Source organism: uncultured Fibrobacter sp. (genome assembly GCF_946062555.1).
GTDB lineage: Bacteria > Fibrobacterota > Fibrobacteria > Fibrobacterales > Fibrobacteraceae > Fibrobacter.
The window spans coordinates 42351-61781 of sequence record NZ_CAMGVQ010000007.1; the positions used below are offsets into that span (position 1 = coordinate 42351).

Genomic DNA, 19431 nt, shown 5'->3' on the forward strand with positions numbered 1-19431 from the left:
CTTGACGGCACAAGATAGGAAAAATTTGTACTAAATTTGAGAAGTTTGGACTGAAAACAGAAATTTTTTTAACTTTTCGAGCAGAAATTTTTCTATATGACTCAACCTGAGACATATACGACACAGAACGTCAAAGCAGTACAAAAAAAGATTCCTAAGCCCTGTTTTAGCGATCTTACTCGTGGCAGATCGGCAGCGGGGCGAACGGCGGTTCAAGCTCGATGCTGATCGGGCAATGGTCCGAACCCATGATTTCGGAATGGATCTCGGCATTCACGATATTTGGCACCAGGCCTTCGTCTACAAAGGCGTAGTCAATGCGCCACCCCACGTTGCGCTTGCGTGCACCAAAACGGTTGGACCACCACGAATAGCGGTCACGTTCATCGGGATGCAACTTGCGGAACGAATCCACAAAACCGCTTTCCACGTACTTGTCCATCCAGGCGCGTTCGATAGGCAAGAAGCCGCTCACGTCCTCGTTGTCCTTGGGACGCGCAATATCGATTTCCTTGTGGCAAGTATTATAGTCGCCGACGGTCACAACGTGCTTGCCGTCCGCCACCCAGCGTTTGCTGTTTTCAAGGAAGGCATCGTAAAAGCGGAGCTTGTAGTCCAGGCGGTCATCCCCCTGGCCACCGTTCGGGAAATAAATGGAGTTCAGCACCCAGTCCGGGAACACGAGCTGGAGCACGCGGCCCTCTTCGTCGAATTCCTCGATGTCAAAACCGTAGTTCACACGGTCAGGTTCAATCTGGGTATAGATGCCTACCCCGCTGTAGCCTTTCTTGCGGCGACAGGGATTCCAGTAGGCAAAGTATCCTTCGGGCTTAGCGACCTCGTCAGGAATCTGGTCCACTTCGGCACGAACTTCCTGCAAGCACAGGATATCCGGCTTCGTTGCGGCAAACCAATCCGAAAAGCCCTTCTTGAGGGCGGAGCGGAGGCCATTTACGTTCCAACTGTAAATATTCATATAAACCCAAATCTTAATCCGCGCCAAAAATACATTTTTTTACTGCACAAATGCGTAAAAACTTTTCGAATTCACCGCGAAACAGAAAACAGGCTCAAATTTAACTCAAACGGCAAAAAGGAAAAAGAAAATTTACAGACTTTATTCAAATTTTATCACAATTTTAAAGAAAAAATATGCCAAACGGAATAATAAAATTATATTTAGCATATGAAATCTTCAATTTTGTTCTTCTCTGGTATCGCTTTGCTCTCCCTCCTTTCCGCCTGTGCCGGTTCAAATTCGGGCGAAAACCTGGAAGTTCCCACTAATATGCCCCCTATCTGCCGTGAAATCGACTTTGTGGAACAACCTGACATGCGTGAAATGTGCGGCGTCCGCACGGTCCGCAGCTTCGCCTATAAGAACATCCCGCAGCAGCGCTATCTGATCAAGCCGCAAGAAACATCTATCGTCAAATCCAACGGCCAGTTGGAACTCCGTTTCCAGAACAACCTTCCGCTGTACCTGGACGGCCCGATCATCAACGAAATTGAATTCAGCCAGCAGAAGCGCCTCGAGAAGATCAAGAACACTTACGACTACCACGAGATTTACAACAAGGGCGCAGAACGCATCCGCATCTTCAAGATGGGTATCCCGACCGACAAGGGCAACACCTACGAATTCTGCTTCCGCATTCCCGAGAAGAGGGGTAACGCCCGTACGCGTAGCGTCGCTATGGGTAACCACATCGAAGCTTTGAGCTGCGCCGACTTCGACAGGCTCGTCGCCGAAAACGCGAAGACGAAGTAGTTGGTAGAACTTAGACCGCTATGCTTTTAGAACTTAGAGAAAATCTAAGTTCTTTTTTTATTGAATTTAGACGTTTTCTAAGTTCTAAGCTCTAAGTTCTAAAATCTAAAATGCTACATTTGTCCCCACGTCATGGCAGAAAGCAAGTATATTCATAACGCATTAAAGCAGGTTCACCTGGAGACTTCGTGCACGACCGTCTCCGGCTTTTCGATTTCGGGACTGGCGACCTACATCCAGCTTCCCGAACTGGACTTCTGCATCGACATGGGCGAATGCCCGCTTTCGGCAACCTCCATCAATCACGTGTTCCTGACGCATGCGCACGGTGACCACGCCCGTTGCCTGATGCGTCACCACAGCCTGCGCAAGATGATGGGCGTCGAACGCGAAAGCGTCTACTACATGCCCGAATACATTTGCGATGGAGCCCGCGACTGGATCCGTTCCGAAGCCATGTTCGAAGGCGTGCCCGAAAACAAGTTCCGCTACCCCGACATCGTTCCCGTTACGGCGGACGACATCCAGTTCCTGGAACACCGAAAGGACCTTGCGTTCGAAGCTTTCGACGTCAAGCATTCGATTCCTGCCATGGGCGGCACGCTGTACCATTACAAGAAGAAACTCAAGGACGAATATCTGGGACTTTCTGCCGACGAAATCATCAAGTTGCGCACAAGCGGCACCGAAATCACCCGCGAAGTCTACGATCCGCTGGTGAGCTTCATGGGTGACTGCATGGGCGAAAGTCTCCTGGAAAACTATCGCGTATTCCAATCAAAGGTGCTGATTACAGAATGTACCTTCCTCGCTCCCGAAGACTACGAGATGAGCCACAAGAAAGGACACACGCATATCCGCCAGATAGCCGACGCCCTGAACCGCATGGGTGACCGCGTAGAATGCGAAAAAATTATCCTCGCGCACTTTTCGATGAAGTATTCCGAAAAATACATCCGCGAAATGATCGCTAAAGAAATCCCGGAGAGGTTTATAGATAGAATCGTAGCATTTATTTAAAAGAGACCAATCTGGATCCCCTCCCGTTGGTCGAGGATGACGCATCTATTTAAGTCATCCTGGAATGTAGCGAAGCAAAATGACGGGATCCACAGGTGAACGATTTTTTTAAGAAAAAGAATATGAGCGATATCGAAAACATTGAAGACGTTGAAAAGGAAGTCATCATTCCCGAGTTTTTCCGCGACTTGAAAGAAGACCCTGAATCCAAGGGTCTCTGGCATTACGTGTTTCGTACCCACGGCGACAGGAAGCCCATCGCCACGCCGGACGGACTCCCCCACAAACTTGACTTTGAGTGGAAGGACATGTTCCCGCAAATCGCAGGCAAGGCCGACGCCCGCGTGGAAGTCGAAATCGGAAGCGGCAAGGGCGGATTCCTCTCCGAATACGCCCCCAGGCACCCGGACCTCGTAATCATGGGTAGCGAATGGGACTACACCTGGGCCAAGTTCGCCCAGCGCAAGATGGACAAGGCGGGCGCACTCGCCAACGCCACCATGCTCCGGGGAGATGTTTTCTACTTCTTGCGCGACTGCGTCAAGGACAACACCGTCGATGCATTCCACATGTATTTCCCGGACCCGTGGCCGAAAGAACGCCACCACAAAAACCGCCTCTTGCGTCCGGATTTTCTCAAGGAAGTCGCTCGCGTACTTAAGCCGGGCAAGCGCATTTTCTACTGGGGAACCGACCACCAGGAATACAACGAGGTCGCCCTCGAGGTTTTCGACAATTTCAAAGGTTGCAAGATTCTAGAGCGCAACACGGCCGAACCCACCGAAGGAATCATGACCGGTTTCGAAAAGAAATACCGCAAGGAAGGCCGTCCCATTTACAGAAGCGTCGTGGAATTCGAAAAGTGAAAAGTCCAAAAAACTTTTTCGCAAACTTTATAAAATACGAGATAATTGCAAGAAGGTGCAAAAGAAAAGAGGAAAGCCGCCTTTTTTGACTCCTTCTAGCAAAGCAACAGTCCGCCGAAACCTGCCCTGAGCAAGGCCGACTGTGTGGACGCGAAGTTGACATAGCCGATCTTTCAAATATTTCACAAATACATCATGAAGGCATTGTATTTCTACGAAGATTTCTTGCCTATCCAGCGTGCCCGTCGCACCGAAAAAATCAAGAGGTTTATCAATGGATAAGGATTTAACCCGATCCTTTGTTTCGCACAATCGGGAGAGAGGCCCGATGTGGGTAATTAGTCTTTCCACATGCCCCACTCGCAAAAAAACGCCACGCGGGCGCGCCTACGGCAGGCCCGCGGTGAGGTTAGCCCTGCGGGCTATCCTCACATATCCTGGAGACAACGAACCGAGTAGCCGCGGTCCTTGTAGGAGTTGGCGGCGTCGACGCCCGCGTAGACACCAAGCAAGCACAATACGAAGGCCTTCTGATAGCTATCGTAGTCTTCAGTGGCACTCCAGAAGGAGGCGAACTGGCCTACCATACCGAAGAAGGCGAAGCCATCGATTTTTTCGAAGAATCCAGCAGGGAGGGCAGAAAAACCGTAGGCATCGGTGGCACCTTTTTAATAATATTCAATTAGAAACATTATTTTTTTCTTCCAAAACAAATTTAAAGAAAGACGATAGTGTTTTTGAAACAGACTGTCCCACCGGCTCTCCCACAAACCTACTTACAAGTCCCGGAAAAACATCCTTACCGAGAGACTTCAAATTATTAACAAAGTCCTCTTTTCGCAATGATTTCACCGATTCCTTATTGTACTCACTTTGAAGTTCCCAATACGCATCTATAGGCATTTTTACCACATCCGATGCAAAGGACAAATCAGAAATAAAACCTTTTTTGATAGAAAGCTCCGCATACAATCTCTCACATAACGGTTATCGACAACAAGCGAAACGACCCCCTTGTCTATAAACTGCGGAATCTTGTCAAGCGCACATTGAATCAGCTCTTTGTCATCTTGAGAACGGTAACGTAATTCACTTTCGTAAAGCAATGACTGAGCCTTGCTCTTGGAGATTTTCAATTCTTGCGCGATGTCCCACGAGAAACAACCTTGAATCCTTCCCATCTTTTTAAAGTTCGCAAAAAGGAACAAATCCAGTTCCCGCTTAGATACGGACCCAAATGAGTTCTGCTGGTACAAACCGAAAAGACTATCGGCAAACTGTTCATAATTAAACCCGTTGATGTCCGCTTTCTTATGAGCCATATAAATCTTCCTTCATGATTTCGTTCTCAAATGTAAAAAAAAATACACAATGTCAAGTATTTTGCCGAAAAGAGCGAAAATTTTACAAAAATCCGCAAAACTGGGAAAAGTCATATTTCTTGGCAATTTTTATTGGAAAAGGTCAAATTTTTGACTCTGATAATAATTTCTTTTTCACAGCAATAGAATGCGGGATTTTCAGAAAGACGGAAAACACGCCCTACTGATTTTCTCGAAAGAATTTTGTATATTATCCCTAGAACCTACTGACAGGTGTCGCCCCGGCATGGCCGGTTTAATATATGGACAACGCAAAAGAGGACTTATGGCTCGCGATATTCGAGAGACCCCGATTTTGTTCGGCGAGGATGCTCGCCGGTTTCTAGCCCGTATGGAAGAGCGGCACCCGGAACCTCCGGAAGTTCGTGCCCGCCGCCTGCGGGATTACGAATTCATGAAAAAGGCTTACGAACGGGGCATGGCAGAACAACGTGCCCGCGAAGCCGCCAACGGAGGTTTAGATCCATGGTTCAAGCATGTATAGACCGAAACAAATTATCTTTTGTTCGGTTAAGAGACTCGTATTCCGTAGAACATTTCTGTTGTGGTGATGCCGATTTGGATGACTTCATCCAAAACAGAGCAACCGCTTTTCAAAAATTACATCAAGTCCATGTTCGTTATCGAGAACAAGACAGGCTGTCGTTTTTTGACAGTGGACGCCTACCTGGAGACGGTGCCGTTTTACGAGAAGAACGGTTTCCGCTTCTTGACCGCCGAAGATGACGACCCACACACGAGAGTAATGTATTTTGACCTGCTGGACCTGGTGGCGTGAAGAGAAAATCAAAGAAGTATCTTTTTTATTCCCCCAATGACATACGCAACGGCTTCTTACCTTCTATGTAAGCATGGAAAAACGACGTGAAAGTTTTACTTCAAAACCTAAGATTGCCTACAAACATGACAATGGCAGATGAATCTACTGTCGATCAGTCATTGGCTTCTCAATTTGACGATTGTGAAGACGCCCTGCAATAATTCTCTGCGATGAAGCCTTCGGTTGGTGCAGCGAAACGGAACAAAAACAATCCACATTTTACACTACTCATTCCACATCCCTCACTCACCCCTTCCGCGATTTTTCTAATTTATGCACACCATGCTCAAGCACCTGTCGATTAGTGGATTTACTTTGATAGCGCAAGCGGATGTTCCCTTCCGCGAAGGTTTTACGGCGATTACCGGCGAGACCGGCGCCGGAAAATCGGTACTTCTTAAAGCACTCCGCATTGTATGCGGCGACAAGGCTCAGGCATCGATGGTCCGCTCCGGCGAAGAGAAAGCCGTGGTCGAAGCGACCTTCGACATTTCGAACAAGCCGCAGGTGAAGAAGGTTCTTGAAGAACTGGAGCTGGACGAGGGCGACGAACTCATTATCCGTCGCGAAATCCAGGAGAACGGCAAGAGCCGCGCCCGCGTGAATGGCGCAATCGTCGCTCTCCCCGACTTGCAGCGTCTGGGCGAAGAACTTATCCAGATGCACGGCCAGAGCGAACAGCTCCTGTTGCGCGATACACGCACCCACACCAAGATGCTCGACGACTTTGCAGGGAACGGCGAACTGCTCAGGGAATACGGGACGCACTGGACCCTGTGGAACAAAATCCAGGACGAAATCAGGGCGACCGAAGAACGGGCGAAAAATCTCGCCGCGCAAAAGGATTTTTTAAAATTCCAGTTCGATGAACTTTCGAAAGCAGCACTCAAGGAAGGCGAAGAAGAAGCCCTCGAAGAAAAAGTCAACAGCGCAAGCAAGCAGGAAGCAGAAACCCGCTACCTGAACGAAATCCAGGGAATGCTCGGCGGAGAAAACGGTCTCCTGGACCAGGTGCAAATCCTCACATCTAAGCTGCGCTCCTTGGCGGCAAAGCTTCCCGACTACGAAGATCATTTGAAGTCGCTCGAAGAAGTGACCGACCCCTACGAAAGCGTCTGCAAGGACCTGCTGAGGCTCCGCCCCGCTGCGGCCATGAGTGCAGCCGATATCGACCGCGCCAACGCCCGCATCGCCGCGATCCAGAAACTCAAGCGCAAGTACCGCACCGACGTCGCGGGCCTAATCGCCTTGACCGAACAACGCTGCGAAGAACTTTCGAGTCTCGAGAACCTGGATGCCGACCTCGAAGAACTCACAAGGCAATCCCAAAAGGCGCTCGATGCGTTGCAGGCGACCGCCATCAAGCTGACGGCATCCCGCCAGGAAGCCGCCGCCCGTTACGACAAGGCGGTAAGCGACATTTTGCACACGCTCGGCATGCCGAAGGCCGTCTTTACAACCTCGATTACAATGCAGTCCCTGTCACCGAACGGTGCGGACAAGATTGAATTCACGCTCGCCCCAAACCCCGGCGAAGGTTTCAAGAGCCTGCAAAAGGCGGTTTCGGGCGGCGAACTTTCCCGCGTGCTGCTTTCCATCAAGAGTGTCATGGCCGACCTCGACCGCGTCCCCCTCTTGATATTCGATGAAGTAGACTCCGGCATCAGCGGCGAAGTCGGCAACAGCATCGGCATCGCACTCAAGAACTTAGGCAAACACCACCAGGTGCTCACGATTACGCACCTGCACCAGGTGGCAAGTCGCGCCGTAAACCAGCTCGCCGTCAGCAAGGACGAAATCGACGGACGCACTTACACGCATGTAAAGGAACTCGACCACGAAGGCCGAGTGAATGAACTTTCTCGCATGCTCGGCGGCGAAAGCGACACCGTTCGCGAACACGCAAGACAACTTTTAGAGGCTTAAATGACAGAAGAACAGACATCCGACATCCGGTTACGCACTCGCATCTGGAGCGTATTGCGCGCGGCAGTCTTTATCGCGGTCATCGTGTTTATCTGGATGGGCATGGCCAAAAGCGCCTGCGCCCTGGTCGCTGTAGCCCTTATTATGGGTTGGGTTAACTTGTACCAACTCCGTTCGCAGGAAATCGAAAAGCCTTATTACCGGCTTTGGTTGAATGTCATCGACGGGTTCCTTTCATTCGCCGTGATGACAAGCATCTTTGTGCGCGACCTGTTGCAAAACGACCAGACCGAAAAACTGCTCGCCATCGGATGCGTATTCCTGCTCACGCGCCTAGTCGCCCACACTCTGTTCAGCCTCGGGGTTCTCCGCGAAGGAAAGTCGCTCCCCCGCAAGCGACGCTGGAGCAAACTTTCGAACATCGCCATCACCATTACGATGGGCGTCTACCTGCTGAACCTCGAAGATTACCAGCAGATTTGCATGGTATCCTCGATTCTCCTGATTATCGCATCGACCGTCGCTTACTCCTACTGGTACTACCGCGATCCGGCTCACCGCAAGCCGCTTTCGATTGCAAGCCAGCTCACCATGAGCCGCATCGTACTCACGCCATTCTTTTTGTGGGTATTTTTCTACGACAACGACCTCGATTACAGCAACAACAGCATCGTTTTCAAAAGCCTAGCCCTCATCATGGTGCTCGGGTTCATGCTTACCGACTTCCTCGACGGAAAACTCGCCCGCGCGATGGGCGAAGTCAGCACGCTCGGCAAGTACCTTGACCCGTTCAGCGACAAAATATCGAACATGACGATTTTTATGTGCTTTATCGCTACGGGATACGCCCCTGTGTGGATGGTCGCCCTGATTTACTTCCGCGAGTCGAGTGTAGAGACGCTCCGCACGCTCGCCGCAAGCGAAGGCCTCATCATGCCGGCCCGCCGTAGCGGAAAATGGAAAACGGCCCTGCAGGGCATCGGGATTGTCGCAATTCTCGTTGGGGCACTCAACCCTATGGAATCGATTATCCCCAATTACCAAGCTTTCTGGAACGTATTCCCAAAGGCCGTGATGGGGTGCATTACAGCGATTACCATCATTAGCGGAATCGACTATTTCGTCGCCAGCAAGCACATTCTGAAAAAATTCGTTTAGCAACCCTTGACATGGGTATTAAAAATTTCTATATATGGGCTAACTTCGACGCGGGGTAGAGCAGTTGGTAGCTCGTCGGGCTCATAACCCGGAGGTCGCAGGTCCAAGTCCTGCCCCCGCTACTAATAAGAAATCCGTCCTTCAAGGGCGGATTCTTTTTTAATTATTGTTTTACTTTAGACTGTACACCTCTTTTTGTCACCACGAAAATAGGCATTTCTGTTCTCGCCCGCTTTTTTGTAAATTTACACCATATATGTCACGCCTTACAGAATCCGAAGCATTAGACTTATTCTTGAACGCCCCGCTCGACGAACTCTGCGCCCGAGCAAACGCAGAAAAAGAACGTCGCCACGGCAAGTCCGTGTACTGGGTGAATAACCGCCAGATTAATTACACCAACGTGTGCGTGCTGCACTGCAAGTTCTGCGCGTTTTCAAAAATCAAGAAGGATTCCCCCACTGCCTACGACTGGGACTACAATACAATTCGAGGCAAGGCAGCCGAGGCGATTGCAGGCGGAGCCCGTGAACTGCATATTGTAGGCGGACTCCATCCGGACCATCCGTTCGACTACTACATCGAAATGTTGCGCAAGCTCCGCGTGGAATTTCCGAAAGTGAACCTGAAAGCTTTTACCGCCGTAGAAATTTGCCACTTCGCGAAACTTTCGGGGCAGACGCCGCTGCAAATTATGACGACGCTGAAAGAAGCTGGCCTTGACGCACTGCCTGGCGGTGGCGCCGAAATCCTGGTGCAGGATGTTCGCGACCAAATATGCCCTGGCAAGGAAACCGGCGAGGAATGGCTGGGAGTTCACCGCGCAGCCCACAAGATTGGAATTCCTACGAATGCGACGATGCTTTTCGGGCACATCGAAAAGATCGAGGACCGCATCGCCCACATGAAGATGCTCCGCGACCTGCAGGACGAAGCGCCGGGCTTTTTCGCATTCATTCCGCTGGTGTACCACCCGGAACATAACGCGCTGCATAAAATCGTTCCGAATATCACCTGCGTTGAAGATATTCTGCGTACGGTCGCCGTCGCAAGACTTTTCCTCGACAATTTCCCGCACATCAAGGCCTACTGGATTCAAATGGGAATCGAGACTGCGATGAAGGCGCTCCACGCCGGCGCCTCTGATTTGGACGGAACGATTATCGAAGAGAAGATTACGCACGCCGCCGGCGCCACGGTCCCCGTGGGCATGAGCCCCGAGCGCATGAAGACCCTCATTACAAACGAGGGGCTCACGCCAGTGGAGCGCGATGCTTTATATGAAAGATTCTCTTGACGAGAATCTTTCTTTCGACAAGGAGAGGCTCCGCCCCTCCTAACACCTTCCTTTCCCAACCGCTCATTCGATTCTCTTAACGAGAATCGTTCAAAAAAAATGCGTAGAATTTCATCGAAAAAGGCCGCGATTGTTTCGCGGTCTTTTGTATGTAATCGTATAGATTCCCTCGTGCATAGCACTCAAAAATGACGCCAAAGGCGGCACTTCGGCAACGCTTCGACAAACTCAGCGCACCGGCACAGTGACCTTACTTCACGCTGGCGGTCAGCAGCTTGGCCGTGAGTTGCAAGCGCCCGGTATTGACCGGGCGTGGCAACGACCTTTGCTCACTTAATACTTTAGTATTTACGTGAGCATGGCCACCTTTAGGTGGTAGCGAGGCCTAACGGGATTTACTTGCCTGCGGCTTGGCCGAGCAGTCGTGTGACTGCAGCCACATATTCTGCCGGGTTCGGAAGCGGAGAGCCTTCGGCAAGCAATGCCTGACCGTAGAGGGCCTTCGGCCAATCGCCCAAATCTTCCTTGGCTTCGGCCTTCTTCTTGAGCATCTCGCAAATCGGGTGCGTCGGGTTGATTTCCAGGATACGCTTGCTCTTCGGCAAGTTCTTCTGGCCCATCGCCTTCATCATACGTTCCATCTGGGCGCTCATGGCGTCTTCGCTGGTGACGAGGCAACAGGGGCTATCCTTCAGGCGGCTGGACACGCGGACTTCCTTGATGTCTTCGTCCAAGACCTTCTGCAGGTTTTCGCAGAGGCCCTTGAAGATTCCCTTGTTTTCTTCTTCGGCCTTCTTTTCGTCTTCGGTCTTTTCGAAGTCCACGTCACCGCGGGCGATGTCGTGGAACTTCTTGTCGCCGAATTCGGTGAGGCTTGACATCATGAATTCATCGATGCCGTCGCTCATGAGCAACACTTCGTAGCCCTTCGCCTTGAAGGCTTCGAGCATCGGGTTCGACTTCACTGCGTTCTTGTCGCCGATGAGGTAGTAGATTTCCTTCTGGCCTTCCGGCATGCGCTTCACGTATTCATCGAGGCCCACGAGAGCGTCGCCTTCCGTCTTGGTGCTTTCGAAACGGAGCAACTTCTTGAGTTCGTCAAGATGCTCCCAGTTCATGTAGAAGCCTTCCTTCAAGACCATGCCGAGTTCGCGCCACCAGGCGTTGTACTTGGCGGCATCCTTGTCGGCCATGTTCTGCAGGGTGTCGAGCACCTTCTTGATGACGTGCTTGCGGATGTTGGTGATAATCTTGTTGTTCTGCAGGATTTCACGGGACACGTTCAGCGGCAAGTCCTCGCTGTCCACCACGCCGCGCACAAAGCGGAGCCAAGGCGGCAGCAGGTCCTTGCAGTCGTCCATGATAAAGACTTTCTTCACGTAGAGCTTGAGGCCGTGCAAGGCGTCGTTGTGCCAGATGTTGAACGGAGCCTTGCTCGGGATGTACACGAGGCTCCAGAATTCCTGGGAACCTTCGGCGTGGCTGTGGCTCCAGGCGGCCGGTTCGTCGGCTTCGTGGCTGATGACGTTGTAGAAATCCTTGTACTGCTCTTCGGTGACTTCCTTTTCGCTCTGGCGCCACAATGCCTGCTTTTCGTTCAAGCGTTCTTCGGGCTTTTCTTCGATTTCGCCCTTGTCGTTCTTCGTTGCTTCGGGATGGAAGTAGATGCCGTAGCTCACGAAGCCGCTGTACTTCTGAACGATGTCCTTGATTTTCCATTCGCTGGCGAAGTCGACCGCGTCTTCGTCGTCCTTCAGATACAAGGTAATCTTGGTGCCCACCTTGTCGCGCGGGGCCTCAGAAATTTCAAATTCACCCGTGCCTTCGGAGGACCACATATAGCCCTGAGTTTCACCGGCCTTCAAGGTCAACACTTCGACCTTCTTTGCGACCATGAACACGGAGTAGAAACCCACACCGAACTGACCGATGAGATCGACGCTGCCCTTGTCGCCTTCCTTCAAATTCTTGATAAAGTTCTTGGTGCCGCTACGGGCGATGGTACCCAGGCAGTTGATCAAGTCTTCCTTGTTCATGCCGATACCGTTGTCTTCGACAACGATGCGCTTGCCTTCCTTGTTCACCGAGATATCGATGCGGAGCTGTGTGCCCTGCGGCAAGAGTTCTGCGTTCGAAAGCGAGAGGAAACGGCGCTTGTCCAGGGCGTCCGCCGCGTTCGAGACGAGCTCGCGGAGGAAGATTTCCTTGTTGCTGTAAAGGGAGTTGATCATCAAGTTCAGCATGTCGCGAACTTCGGTCTGGAATTCCATCTTCTCTGTTGCCATTTTAATCTCCTGTTTTAGACGAAAGACGAGAGACGAAAGACGAAAGATTAATTTGGCGCTTTGCGCGGTATATAAGGTTTCGTGTTAAGGTCGCTGTTTTTCGTTTGCTGTTAAATTTTTAAGCGGTTTTAACGATTGCCTAGTTTCAAAACGAAACGAAACGATCGCTCTGCCTTGTTTCCGCGCTAGTATATGCAAGAACCGTGCCAAAAATGGTGGAAAACTACCGGAGGGCGTTGCCTAGCCAAACTCCCAACATTCTAGCGGCAGTGCCGTATTGAAGGTATCCGGCGATAAATTCTAAAGCGACGATGGGGATGCCGATAGCTATCCCGATGCGTTCCCGTTTTTTGAAAGCCTTTTGGTCATAGTTGGGAACGGCTTTCTTGAGTAGAGCGTAGCCTAGCTTTCCGATGAAAAACCAATAGAACAGGCAAACGATGATGGTGATGATGGCATGTAAAAAAGGGCCGAAGGCTAATCCAGAATAATTAGCCTTTGAAAGCATGTGGAATAAAGATTGGGACACACTCAATGCCGAATAGGGACCAAAAGAACGTTGTGCCGAACTTGTCGCCCTTCTTTAGGTACTTGTAATGGCATAGCCATGAAATGAAGGGACCCGCAAGAATAACGCTCCACAGGAATCCCTTTTGATGGAACTGCTGCTCGACGACAGTATCCAGGTCCTGCTCTGGGTCTATGACCGCGACGGTTTTGCTGGCATCGGTTGTCACAGGCGAGGCAGGCTCGTCAGCAGATTGTTCGGTGACGCCCAGGCAAGTTACAGCAGGCATAGGGGGCGTTGCTTGTGTGGTGACGACTACGGAAGGTGCGACCACTTTGGCTTCATTCAGCGGGTGCAACGGATTCGGAGCGTCGCACCAAAGGCAGCGCGGCATATCGTCTTCGTATTTCTCGCCGCATTTCTTACAGACAGTCTTGTAGACCTAGATGAAAATCAATCCGAAGATACCCACGGCCCACACGTACCAGGCGAAGTGCTGGAACTTGCCCTTCTGCAAGAAGGTCATGAGCCACTTGAGGGCGATGATGCCGAAGATGAAGGATACCAACATTCCCACCAGAAGTTCGGGGGTAAAACCACCGGCCATGGCGCACCTCATCGCCTTTTCAGAAATGTCCTGCACCTGTTCCGGTGTCGCCGCATTGTCTAGCGCAAGCTTAACACTTTCACCAGTCATCGACTGGCACTTGATCCACTTGATGCAGTCGAGGAGTGCGGCACCGCCCACGGCAGGAATACTCATGAGGAAGCTGAATTCACCGGCGTACTTGCGGTTCACGCCCATGAACATCATGGCGCTGATGGTAGAACCGCTGCGGCTGATGCCCGGAATGCAGGCAATGCCCTGAACAACGCCCGTCACCAACGCACGCCACCAGTTCATCTTGACGCCTTCGTTATCCGGATGCTTGGCACCGGTTGCGCCCCACTGCGAGGTAAACAGGAGCAAGCCCGTAAAGAGTTCCGCCACGCACACGGCACGCGGATTTTCAAACAGGCCTTCAAGCAAGTCCTTGAAACCAAGGCCGATGAGCGCCGTCGGGATGCTCGCGAGAACGATGTAGCCCGCTTCACGCAACTGATCCTTGTCGCGGCGGAGGCAGCCCACAATGATGTCGGTAATCTTCTTGTGGAACACCACGAAGATCGCAAGCAGTGTGCCTGCATGGAGCATGATGTCGAAGAACATGCCCGCTTCGTTCATGCCTAAAAGTTCGTGTCCGATAACGAGGTGACCGGAGCTGGAGATGGGGAGAAATTCAGCGAGGCCCTGCAAGAAGCCGAGAATGACAGATTCAATCATAGTAGGGTAAATGTAGCTTTTAGACGAGAGACGAGAGACGAGAGACGAGAGATTTTTAGTTTTTTCATTGCGCGAAGCGCCATTATTTCACTTTCGTCTCTAGTCTGTAGGACCGAAGGTCCGTTCTTTCGTCTAATATTACTATCTTCAAAGTCATGGCTCGTAAATTTCTTCTCTGCTTTCACGATTTCAGCGTCTGGAATTACCAGAAGGTGACCCCAATCCTCGAAAAGCTCAAGGACCTTGCCGGAGCCCCATTCAGCATACTCGTCATTCCCGACACCGAGACCGCCCCTTCGGACACCGTCCGCGATTTTCGAGCCACACTCACCCAGCTAAAATCGGAAGACTTCGAGCTCGCTCTCCACGGCTTCAAGCACAAGGCAGAATTCAGCCAGGGCCGCAGCTACGCCGGGCTTATCGCCATGAATCTTACCCAAGGCGAAGCGGAATTCGCGGGCCTCAGCGAATTTGAATCCAGCAGACTCCTACATGCAGGACTCGATGCCTGGGAAAAACTTTTCGAGGTTCCGGGGCTGGTCCGGAATGACATTGAAAAGCCCGCCGCATTCATTCCACCGACCTGGTACAGCAACAAGTTCCTGCCCACGCAAGTCCACGCCGAAAAAATGCTCTACGAAGACAGGTTCGCGCTCGTGACTTCTCGTGGCAAACGCTACGCCTCACCCGTTGCAAGTTTCGCAGGCATTCCCGGTTTCATGACGAAGACCGCTTTCAAATTCGGTGACATCATCCTGAAAGTCCCTGTGGGCCTCCCCCGCATCGCACTGCATCCAGAGGACTTCCCTCAGCACGAGATTCAAATCAAGAATCTCATCCGCACGGCCCTCGGTTGCGGAAGAAGACTTACACAATACAAAGACCTGTAATCAAGGACCAATTATCAGCAAATAGAAAAACCGGCTGCGAAAGCAACCGGTTTTCAAATTTCAAGCGAGACTTAGTTACTTCACCTGGAAGTAGTAGGTCTGCAAAGTCTTGCCATCCTGAGAAAGCTGAATAATCTGCTTGCCCTTCGGAAGGTTGCCCGTCACCTGGAACAGGTTTTCAGCCTTGTATTCCACGTTCAGAGTCGTGCCCTTGGCCTTGTCCACGAAGAGACCGGTCTTTTCGTCGGCACCGAAGCCCTGGCAGTCAGCATGGTCGGCCACCTTACCTTCCACAGCCGGGAAGGAAGTCACGACCAGCGGAGAAGTCACGGAGCTCGCATTCACGTAGAACACGTTGAGTGCAGCGTCCACAGCCAACGGAGCCGGGAGGTTAGAAACCTTGGCGGACTTGTCAGCCTTTTTCTTCTTGTCAGCCTTCTTGCCCGGAACCTTGGCGGCATCCGTAGCAATGGGCATCGTCAAACGGTAACCGGCAACAGATTCGCTGCAGTTGGTGGAGTACACGACCCACTGGTTATCGATCTTTTCAGGACCTTCAGTCGTGCCGCTCTTGTAGAGACCCGGCTTGATCTGGTCGCTGTATTCGTACAAAGTCACAGAGAGGTTCGGGTTCTGTTCGTCGGTCGTAATCTTCTGCTGGCCGAGAATATACTTGGAACGGCGAGCCTTGATCAGGTAGCTGCCAACGGGAACCTTTTCGAACTTGAACTTACCCTGCTGGAGGTCGCCCTTGTAGGGGTACTTCGGGTTCTGCGTACCAAAGATGGTGGAATCCATCCAGACGGTAGGCATTTCAACAGCCTTGCCAGTAAACGGATCGAGGACGACACCTTCGATGGTGCCGGTCTTCTGGCAACCGGTCATAGCCATGGCCACGAGAGCGGCTGCACCAATAAAGAGTTGCTTCTTCATGAGAATCCTTTTTGAAAAAAAGGCCCCCTTCACTTAAGCAGGGAGCCCAATTTGTATGTAATTATTCGGCGTCTTCAGCCTTGGCGGGCGCAGCCTTGCGGGTCTTGCGCTTTGCACCGGTGATGTTGCCAGCGAAACGCTTGTTGAAGCGATCGATACGGCCAGCCGTATCCACGCGATGCTGCTTGCCCGTCCAGAACGGATGGGTATCAGCCGTAATTTCGAGAGAAATTACGCTATATTCAACACCATCGATAGTCTTCTTTTCGGCGGAAGACTTCGTGGAGCGGGTGATGTATTCTTTACCCGTATTCGCATCGACGAACACGACCGGTTGATAGTTAGGGTGGATACCTTCTTTCATTTTAAACTTCCTATGAAGTAGTTGATTTTGAGAGCCTAAATTTAGAAGAATTTGGCCATTTTGGCAAGGGAAATAGTATTTTTGGGAGCATGAAGACATTGTGGACGGCACTTTTTATTGGAATTCCAGCGATTTTCACCGCCTGCGGGAACGAAGCTCCCGTGGCAAAAATCATCGTGACGGATCAAAAGATGCCTCTCACCGAATGGCCCGACAGCGCCTACGTTGCAGGACTAGATTCAATTCTCGCCCTGGAGCCTATCAAGAAGAACGCCGAAACCGAAGCGAACATCAACATGAACGTTTTCGAAGCGCCCGTCTTCAAACTGCCGGGGTCGGTCACCGGCAAAAAAGAGGCTTCCGCGAAGGCGAACCACGCAGGGAAGTCGGCGGGAACAAAACAAGCGAACGCAGCAAAGCCGGCCGACAACAGCGCCGAAGCGTTTGCCGACAAATTCGCCACGGCACTTTCCAGGTTGCAGTCCGACCCGAGCAACGCTAGCTTATACAAAACGGTCACCGCAAACGAAGGCGACGACCTGTTCAAGCTGCTGAAACGCACCTACGGTGCCGGAGTCCAAGGACTCCCCCGCTTCTACGTACTCTCTGCCCTACAATCAGTAAACGCCGGCGTCGTGCTGGAACACTTGAACGCCGGCGATAAAGTCAGGGTACCGAAGATTTAATTATTACAGCACGCCCTTGCTGCTGGGAATGCCCTTCACGTTGCGGCTCGGGGCAATCGCCATGGCGACAGCACGGGCAAACGCCTTGAAGATCGATTCCAGGCAATGATGGTTGTCGTTGCCGTAGAACAGTTCCACATGCAAGTTCATGCGGGCGTTTTCACACAAACTCTTGAAGAAGTGTTCAAACATCGAGGCTTCGATACCGCCAGCCATGGCAGCCGGGAGTTTCACGTTCCACACAAAGCCGATGCGGTTGCTGAAGTCGATGCACACACGGCTCAAGGCTTCGTCCATCGGAACAAAGTAGAAACCGTAGCGTTCGATTCCCTTCTTGTCGCCGAGGCATTCCACTAACGCCTGGCCGAGCACAATCGCGATATCTTCCATGCTGTGATGCATATCGACATGCACATCGCCCTTGCAATCCAGATCCAGGTGAATTCCGCCGTGGACTTGGAACAAGTTAAGCATATGATCCAGGAAACCATTACCGGAGCTAATCTGCCCCGGCGTAGAATCATCCAGATTCAGGGACAACGTAATGTCGGTTTCGCCGGTCTTACGAGAAATCGTCGAACTGCGCATAAACAAGGACCTCAATTATTTAACGATGCGGCCACCGAACACGCGGAAACGCGTAACACGGCCAAACTTCATTTCGGGAAGCGGAGTTTCGACTCCGTTCAGGTACATTTTAGCAATCGCCTTGGGCTCGCCGATGGTTACGCACAAAGTATCGTTCGTGTTGTACACCATCTTGACTCCCGCCCTGGAGATGTTCGCTTCCTTGAGGAAAGAATTCGAATCTTCACGGCGCTTGAGCCCAACCCAAGAAAGAGCTTCACCCGAACCGACCAGCAAGAAATTTGTCTTCTTGGTCTTCGGAGCTTCTTCAACTGCGACAGAATCCTTCTTGGAATCCGAAGAAATGAAAATCGTTGCAGATGCAGGCAAATCAGAGTTTTTCACCGCTTCGTCTACCACCGCCTGGCTCACCGTCACATCGACGGCAAAACGGTCTACAGCGGAATCCTTTGCGGCGGAATCGCTCCCCAAGGAATCCACAGGCACCGCTTCGGCACCATCAGGAATTTCCTGAGTCATCAAATCTTCAACAGCGGCAGGAACATTTTCAGCGGGCTGCTGTTCGCTAGACTGTTTCGTTGCCAAAGATTCCAAATCAAGGAAGTGAGACGCAACTAGGAATGCCAGTACGAGAAGCACGAGCACCACAGGCACAGCCATGCTTTTTTTCTTGATTTCGCCATCCTTGAGGGGAGCAAGCTTCTGGCCGCCCGAAACGTCTTCAAAATCATTTTGAACCGGGGCACCACTTTCGGCATTGTAAGCCTTGAGCACCTGCTGCTGATTCAAATTCAACTTGTTACTAATGGAATGCAGATAACCGCGAACGTACGCCGCTACCGGGAAGGCCTTCCAGTCCCCCGATTCAATGGACTTGATATAAGCGACAGACACCTTGGTCGCCGCAGAAAGTTCTTCGACACTCATGCCGCGTTCTTCGCGGACTCTTGCAATAAACGCGCCCAGCTTTTCATCGGGGCTTTTTTCTGCAGGATTCGACATTATACCTCTACCTTCAAATCACCCAACATCTGGAGCATCCTCGCCATAGGGAGTCCAACAACGTTGTAATAACACCCCCGAATTGCCTTGATAAGCCTTGCGCCTCCAGTCTGAATTCCGTAGGCGCCAGCCTTATCCATCGGGTCTCTAGAATTTACATATTTTTCGAGTTCCTGATCGGAACAGTTTCTAAAAATGACCTCTGTATCCTCGCATTCCGCCTTGAGAATTTGCCCACCATGGGCAATGGCGACACCGGTAATTACTTTGTGCGAACGATTGTTCAACTTTCGTAGCATCTCCAGCGCCTCCGCCTCGGAGTGAGGCTTTCCGAGGGGCACTCCATCCAGAAACACGAGCGTATCAAAGCCGAGAACAATTTCAGCGGGCATCTTGCGCGAAACGGCAAGCGCCTTGATCGATGCGTTTTCCTTCGGGAAATCGAGGGGATTCGTCGAAGTCGGCTTTTCTTCTTCGTTCGAAACCACCACCTCAAAATCAACGCCAATCAACTGCAAAATTTCCTTGCGTCGCGGTGATCCACTCGCTAAAATCACTTTCGTTTTTCCCATCATAGCATCCTTTTTTACTCATAGGGAGCTTTCTGCGAC

At 51.4% G+C, this 19431-nt stretch carries 22 protein-coding genes, 1 tRNA gene and 1 pseudogene; 11 read left to right on the forward strand and 13 right to left on the reverse strand.

Annotated features, from left to right (window positions below; genetic code table 11):
* Window positions 1-175: 175 nt before the first annotated feature.
* A complete protein-coding gene (locus Q0P86_RS03285; protein ID WP_295037429.1) occupies window positions 176-976 on the reverse strand; it encodes an exodeoxyribonuclease III in 801 nt (266 codons plus the stop codon).
* A 210-nt stretch (window positions 977-1186) separates the two neighbouring features.
* Here Q0P86_RS03285 and Q0P86_RS03290 point away from each other — a divergent pair, with 210 nt between their 5' ends.
* The 3 genes from Q0P86_RS03290 (at window position 1187) to trmB (ending at window position 3657) form a co-directional block, all read left to right on the forward strand.
* Complete coding sequence (locus Q0P86_RS03290; protein WP_290993825.1) at window positions 1187-1771, forward strand: hypothetical protein; 585 nt, start codon at window positions 1187-1189, stop codon at window positions 1769-1771.
* A gap of 132 nt (window positions 1772-1903) precedes the next feature.
* A complete protein-coding gene (locus Q0P86_RS03295) occupies window positions 1904-2791 on the forward strand; it encodes an MBL fold metallo-hydrolase (protein ID WP_295037432.1) in 888 nt (295 codons plus the stop codon).
* Window positions 2792-2913: 122 nt separating this feature from the next.
* Window positions 2914-3657, forward strand: a complete 744-nt coding sequence (gene trmB, locus Q0P86_RS03300; protein WP_290993829.1) for a tRNA (guanosine(46)-N7)-methyltransferase TrmB — start codon at window positions 2914-2916, stop codon at window positions 3655-3657.
* A 428-nt stretch (window positions 3658-4085) separates the two neighbouring features.
* On the opposite strand, the pseudogene Q0P86_RS03305 reads toward trmB, so the two are convergent.
* From Q0P86_RS03305 to Q0P86_RS03315, 3 genes and pseudogenes are all read right to left on the reverse strand, one after another.
* Window positions 4086-4310, reverse strand: a pseudogene (locus Q0P86_RS03305) (FISUMP domain-containing protein); the annotation flags it as partial.
* A gap of 25 nt (window positions 4311-4335) precedes the next feature.
* On the reverse strand, window positions 4336-4560 hold the full coding sequence (locus tag Q0P86_RS03310; RefSeq protein WP_295037435.1) for a hypothetical protein: 225 nt from the start codon (window positions 4558-4560) through the stop codon (window positions 4336-4338).
* A 2-nt stretch (window positions 4561-4562) separates the two neighbouring features.
* A complete protein-coding gene (locus tag Q0P86_RS03315; protein ID WP_295037436.1) occupies window positions 4563-4979 on the reverse strand; it encodes a hypothetical protein in 417 nt (138 codons plus the stop codon).
* Between the two features lie 325 nt (window positions 4980-5304).
* On the opposite strand from Q0P86_RS03315, the gene Q0P86_RS03320 reads away from it, so the two are divergent.
* From Q0P86_RS03320 to Q0P86_RS03345, 6 genes are all read left to right on the forward strand, one after another.
* On the forward strand, window positions 5305-5523 hold the full coding sequence (locus tag Q0P86_RS03320) for a hypothetical protein (RefSeq protein ID WP_290992058.1): 219 nt from the start codon (window positions 5305-5307) through the stop codon (window positions 5521-5523).
* Window positions 5524-5589: 66 nt separating this feature from the next.
* Window positions 5590-5817, forward strand: coding sequence for a hypothetical protein (locus Q0P86_RS03325; RefSeq protein WP_295037438.1), 228 nt, complete (start codon window positions 5590-5592; stop codon window positions 5815-5817).
* Window positions 5818-6141: 324 nt separating this feature from the next.
* Window positions 6142-7785 carry a DNA repair protein RecN gene (gene recN, locus Q0P86_RS03330; RefSeq protein ID WP_291022146.1) on the forward strand — a complete coding sequence of 548 codons (1644 nt, stop codon included), beginning with the start codon at window positions 6142-6144 and terminating at the stop codon, window positions 7783-7785.
* A complete protein-coding gene (gene pgsA, locus Q0P86_RS03335; protein WP_290992066.1) occupies window positions 7786-8943 on the forward strand; it encodes a CDP-diacylglycerol--glycerol-3-phosphate 3-phosphatidyltransferase in 1158 nt (385 codons plus the stop codon).
* Between the two features lie 49 nt (window positions 8944-8992).
* A tRNA-Met gene (locus Q0P86_RS03340) sits at window positions 8993-9065 on the forward strand.
* 134 nt (window positions 9066-9199) lie between these two features.
* The gene (locus tag Q0P86_RS03345; RefSeq protein WP_290992068.1) at window positions 9200-10240 is read left to right on the forward strand and encodes a CofH family radical SAM protein; all 1041 of its coding nucleotides are present in this window, start codon (window positions 9200-9202) and stop codon (window positions 10238-10240) included.
* A gap of 395 nt (window positions 10241-10635) precedes the next feature.
* Here Q0P86_RS03345 and htpG read toward each other — a convergent pair whose 3' ends face one another.
* From htpG to Q0P86_RS03365, 4 genes are all read right to left on the reverse strand, one after another.
* The gene (gene htpG / locus Q0P86_RS03350; protein WP_295037443.1) at window positions 10636-12525 is read right to left on the reverse strand and encodes a molecular chaperone HtpG; all 1890 of its coding nucleotides are present in this window, start codon (window positions 12523-12525) and stop codon (window positions 10636-10638) included.
* 223 nt (window positions 12526-12748) lie between these two features.
* Window positions 12749-13033, reverse strand: a complete 285-nt coding sequence (locus Q0P86_RS03355; protein WP_295037446.1) for a hypothetical protein — start codon at window positions 13031-13033, stop codon at window positions 12749-12751.
* Window positions 13017-13427, reverse strand: coding sequence for a hypothetical protein (locus Q0P86_RS03360; RefSeq protein ID WP_295037447.1), 411 nt, complete (start codon window positions 13425-13427; stop codon window positions 13017-13019). The genes Q0P86_RS03355 and Q0P86_RS03360 overlap by 17 nt, the downstream gene beginning before the upstream one ends.
* A gap of 48 nt (window positions 13428-13475) precedes the next feature.
* A complete protein-coding gene (locus Q0P86_RS03365; RefSeq protein WP_295037449.1) occupies window positions 13476-14357 on the reverse strand; it encodes an undecaprenyl-diphosphate phosphatase in 882 nt (293 codons plus the stop codon).
* A gap of 155 nt (window positions 14358-14512) precedes the next feature.
* On the opposite strand from Q0P86_RS03365, the gene Q0P86_RS03370 reads away from it, so the two are divergent.
* Window positions 14513-15247 (forward strand): polysaccharide deacetylase family protein, encoded by a 735-nt coding sequence (locus Q0P86_RS03370; protein WP_291023405.1) that lies wholly within the window; start codon window positions 14513-14515, stop codon window positions 15245-15247.
* A gap of 75 nt (window positions 15248-15322) precedes the next feature.
* Here the strand turns inward: Q0P86_RS03370 and Q0P86_RS03375 are convergent, their stop codons facing one another.
* Window positions 15323-16180 (reverse strand): hypothetical protein, encoded by an 858-nt coding sequence (locus Q0P86_RS03375; RefSeq protein WP_295037452.1) that lies wholly within the window; start codon window positions 16178-16180, stop codon window positions 15323-15325.
* 61 nt (window positions 16181-16241) lie between these two features.
* Window positions 16242-16544: a type B 50S ribosomal protein L31 gene (locus tag Q0P86_RS03380; RefSeq protein WP_072977299.1), complete on the reverse strand. Its 303-nt coding sequence runs from the start codon at window positions 16542-16544 to the stop codon at window positions 16242-16244.
* A gap of 89 nt (window positions 16545-16633) precedes the next feature.
* Between Q0P86_RS03380 and Q0P86_RS03385 the strand changes: the two genes are divergently transcribed.
* Complete coding sequence (locus Q0P86_RS03385; protein ID WP_290992087.1) at window positions 16634-17230, forward strand: hypothetical protein; 597 nt, start codon at window positions 16634-16636, stop codon at window positions 17228-17230.
* Between the two features lie 3 nt (window positions 17231-17233).
* Here Q0P86_RS03385 and hisB read toward each other — a convergent pair whose 3' ends face one another.
* The 3 genes from hisB to Q0P86_RS03400 are packed head-to-tail and all read right to left on the reverse strand — an operon-like array spanning window position 17234 to window position 19395.
* Window positions 17234-17818 carry an imidazoleglycerol-phosphate dehydratase HisB gene (hisB, locus tag Q0P86_RS03390; RefSeq protein WP_295037454.1) on the reverse strand — a complete coding sequence of 195 codons (585 nt, stop codon included), beginning with the start codon at window positions 17816-17818 and terminating at the stop codon, window positions 17234-17236.
* Window positions 17819-17833: 15 nt separating this feature from the next.
* On the reverse strand, window positions 17834-18820 hold the full coding sequence (locus Q0P86_RS03395; RefSeq protein WP_295037456.1) for a helix-turn-helix domain-containing protein: 987 nt from the start codon (window positions 18818-18820) through the stop codon (window positions 17834-17836).
* Entirely contained in the window at window positions 18820-19395 is a 576-nt protein-coding gene (locus tag Q0P86_RS03400) for a nucleoside triphosphate pyrophosphatase (RefSeq protein WP_295037458.1), read from the reverse strand. Before Q0P86_RS03400 ends, Q0P86_RS03395 begins: the two co-directional genes overlap by 1 nt.
* Window positions 19396-19431 lie beyond the last annotated feature (36 nt).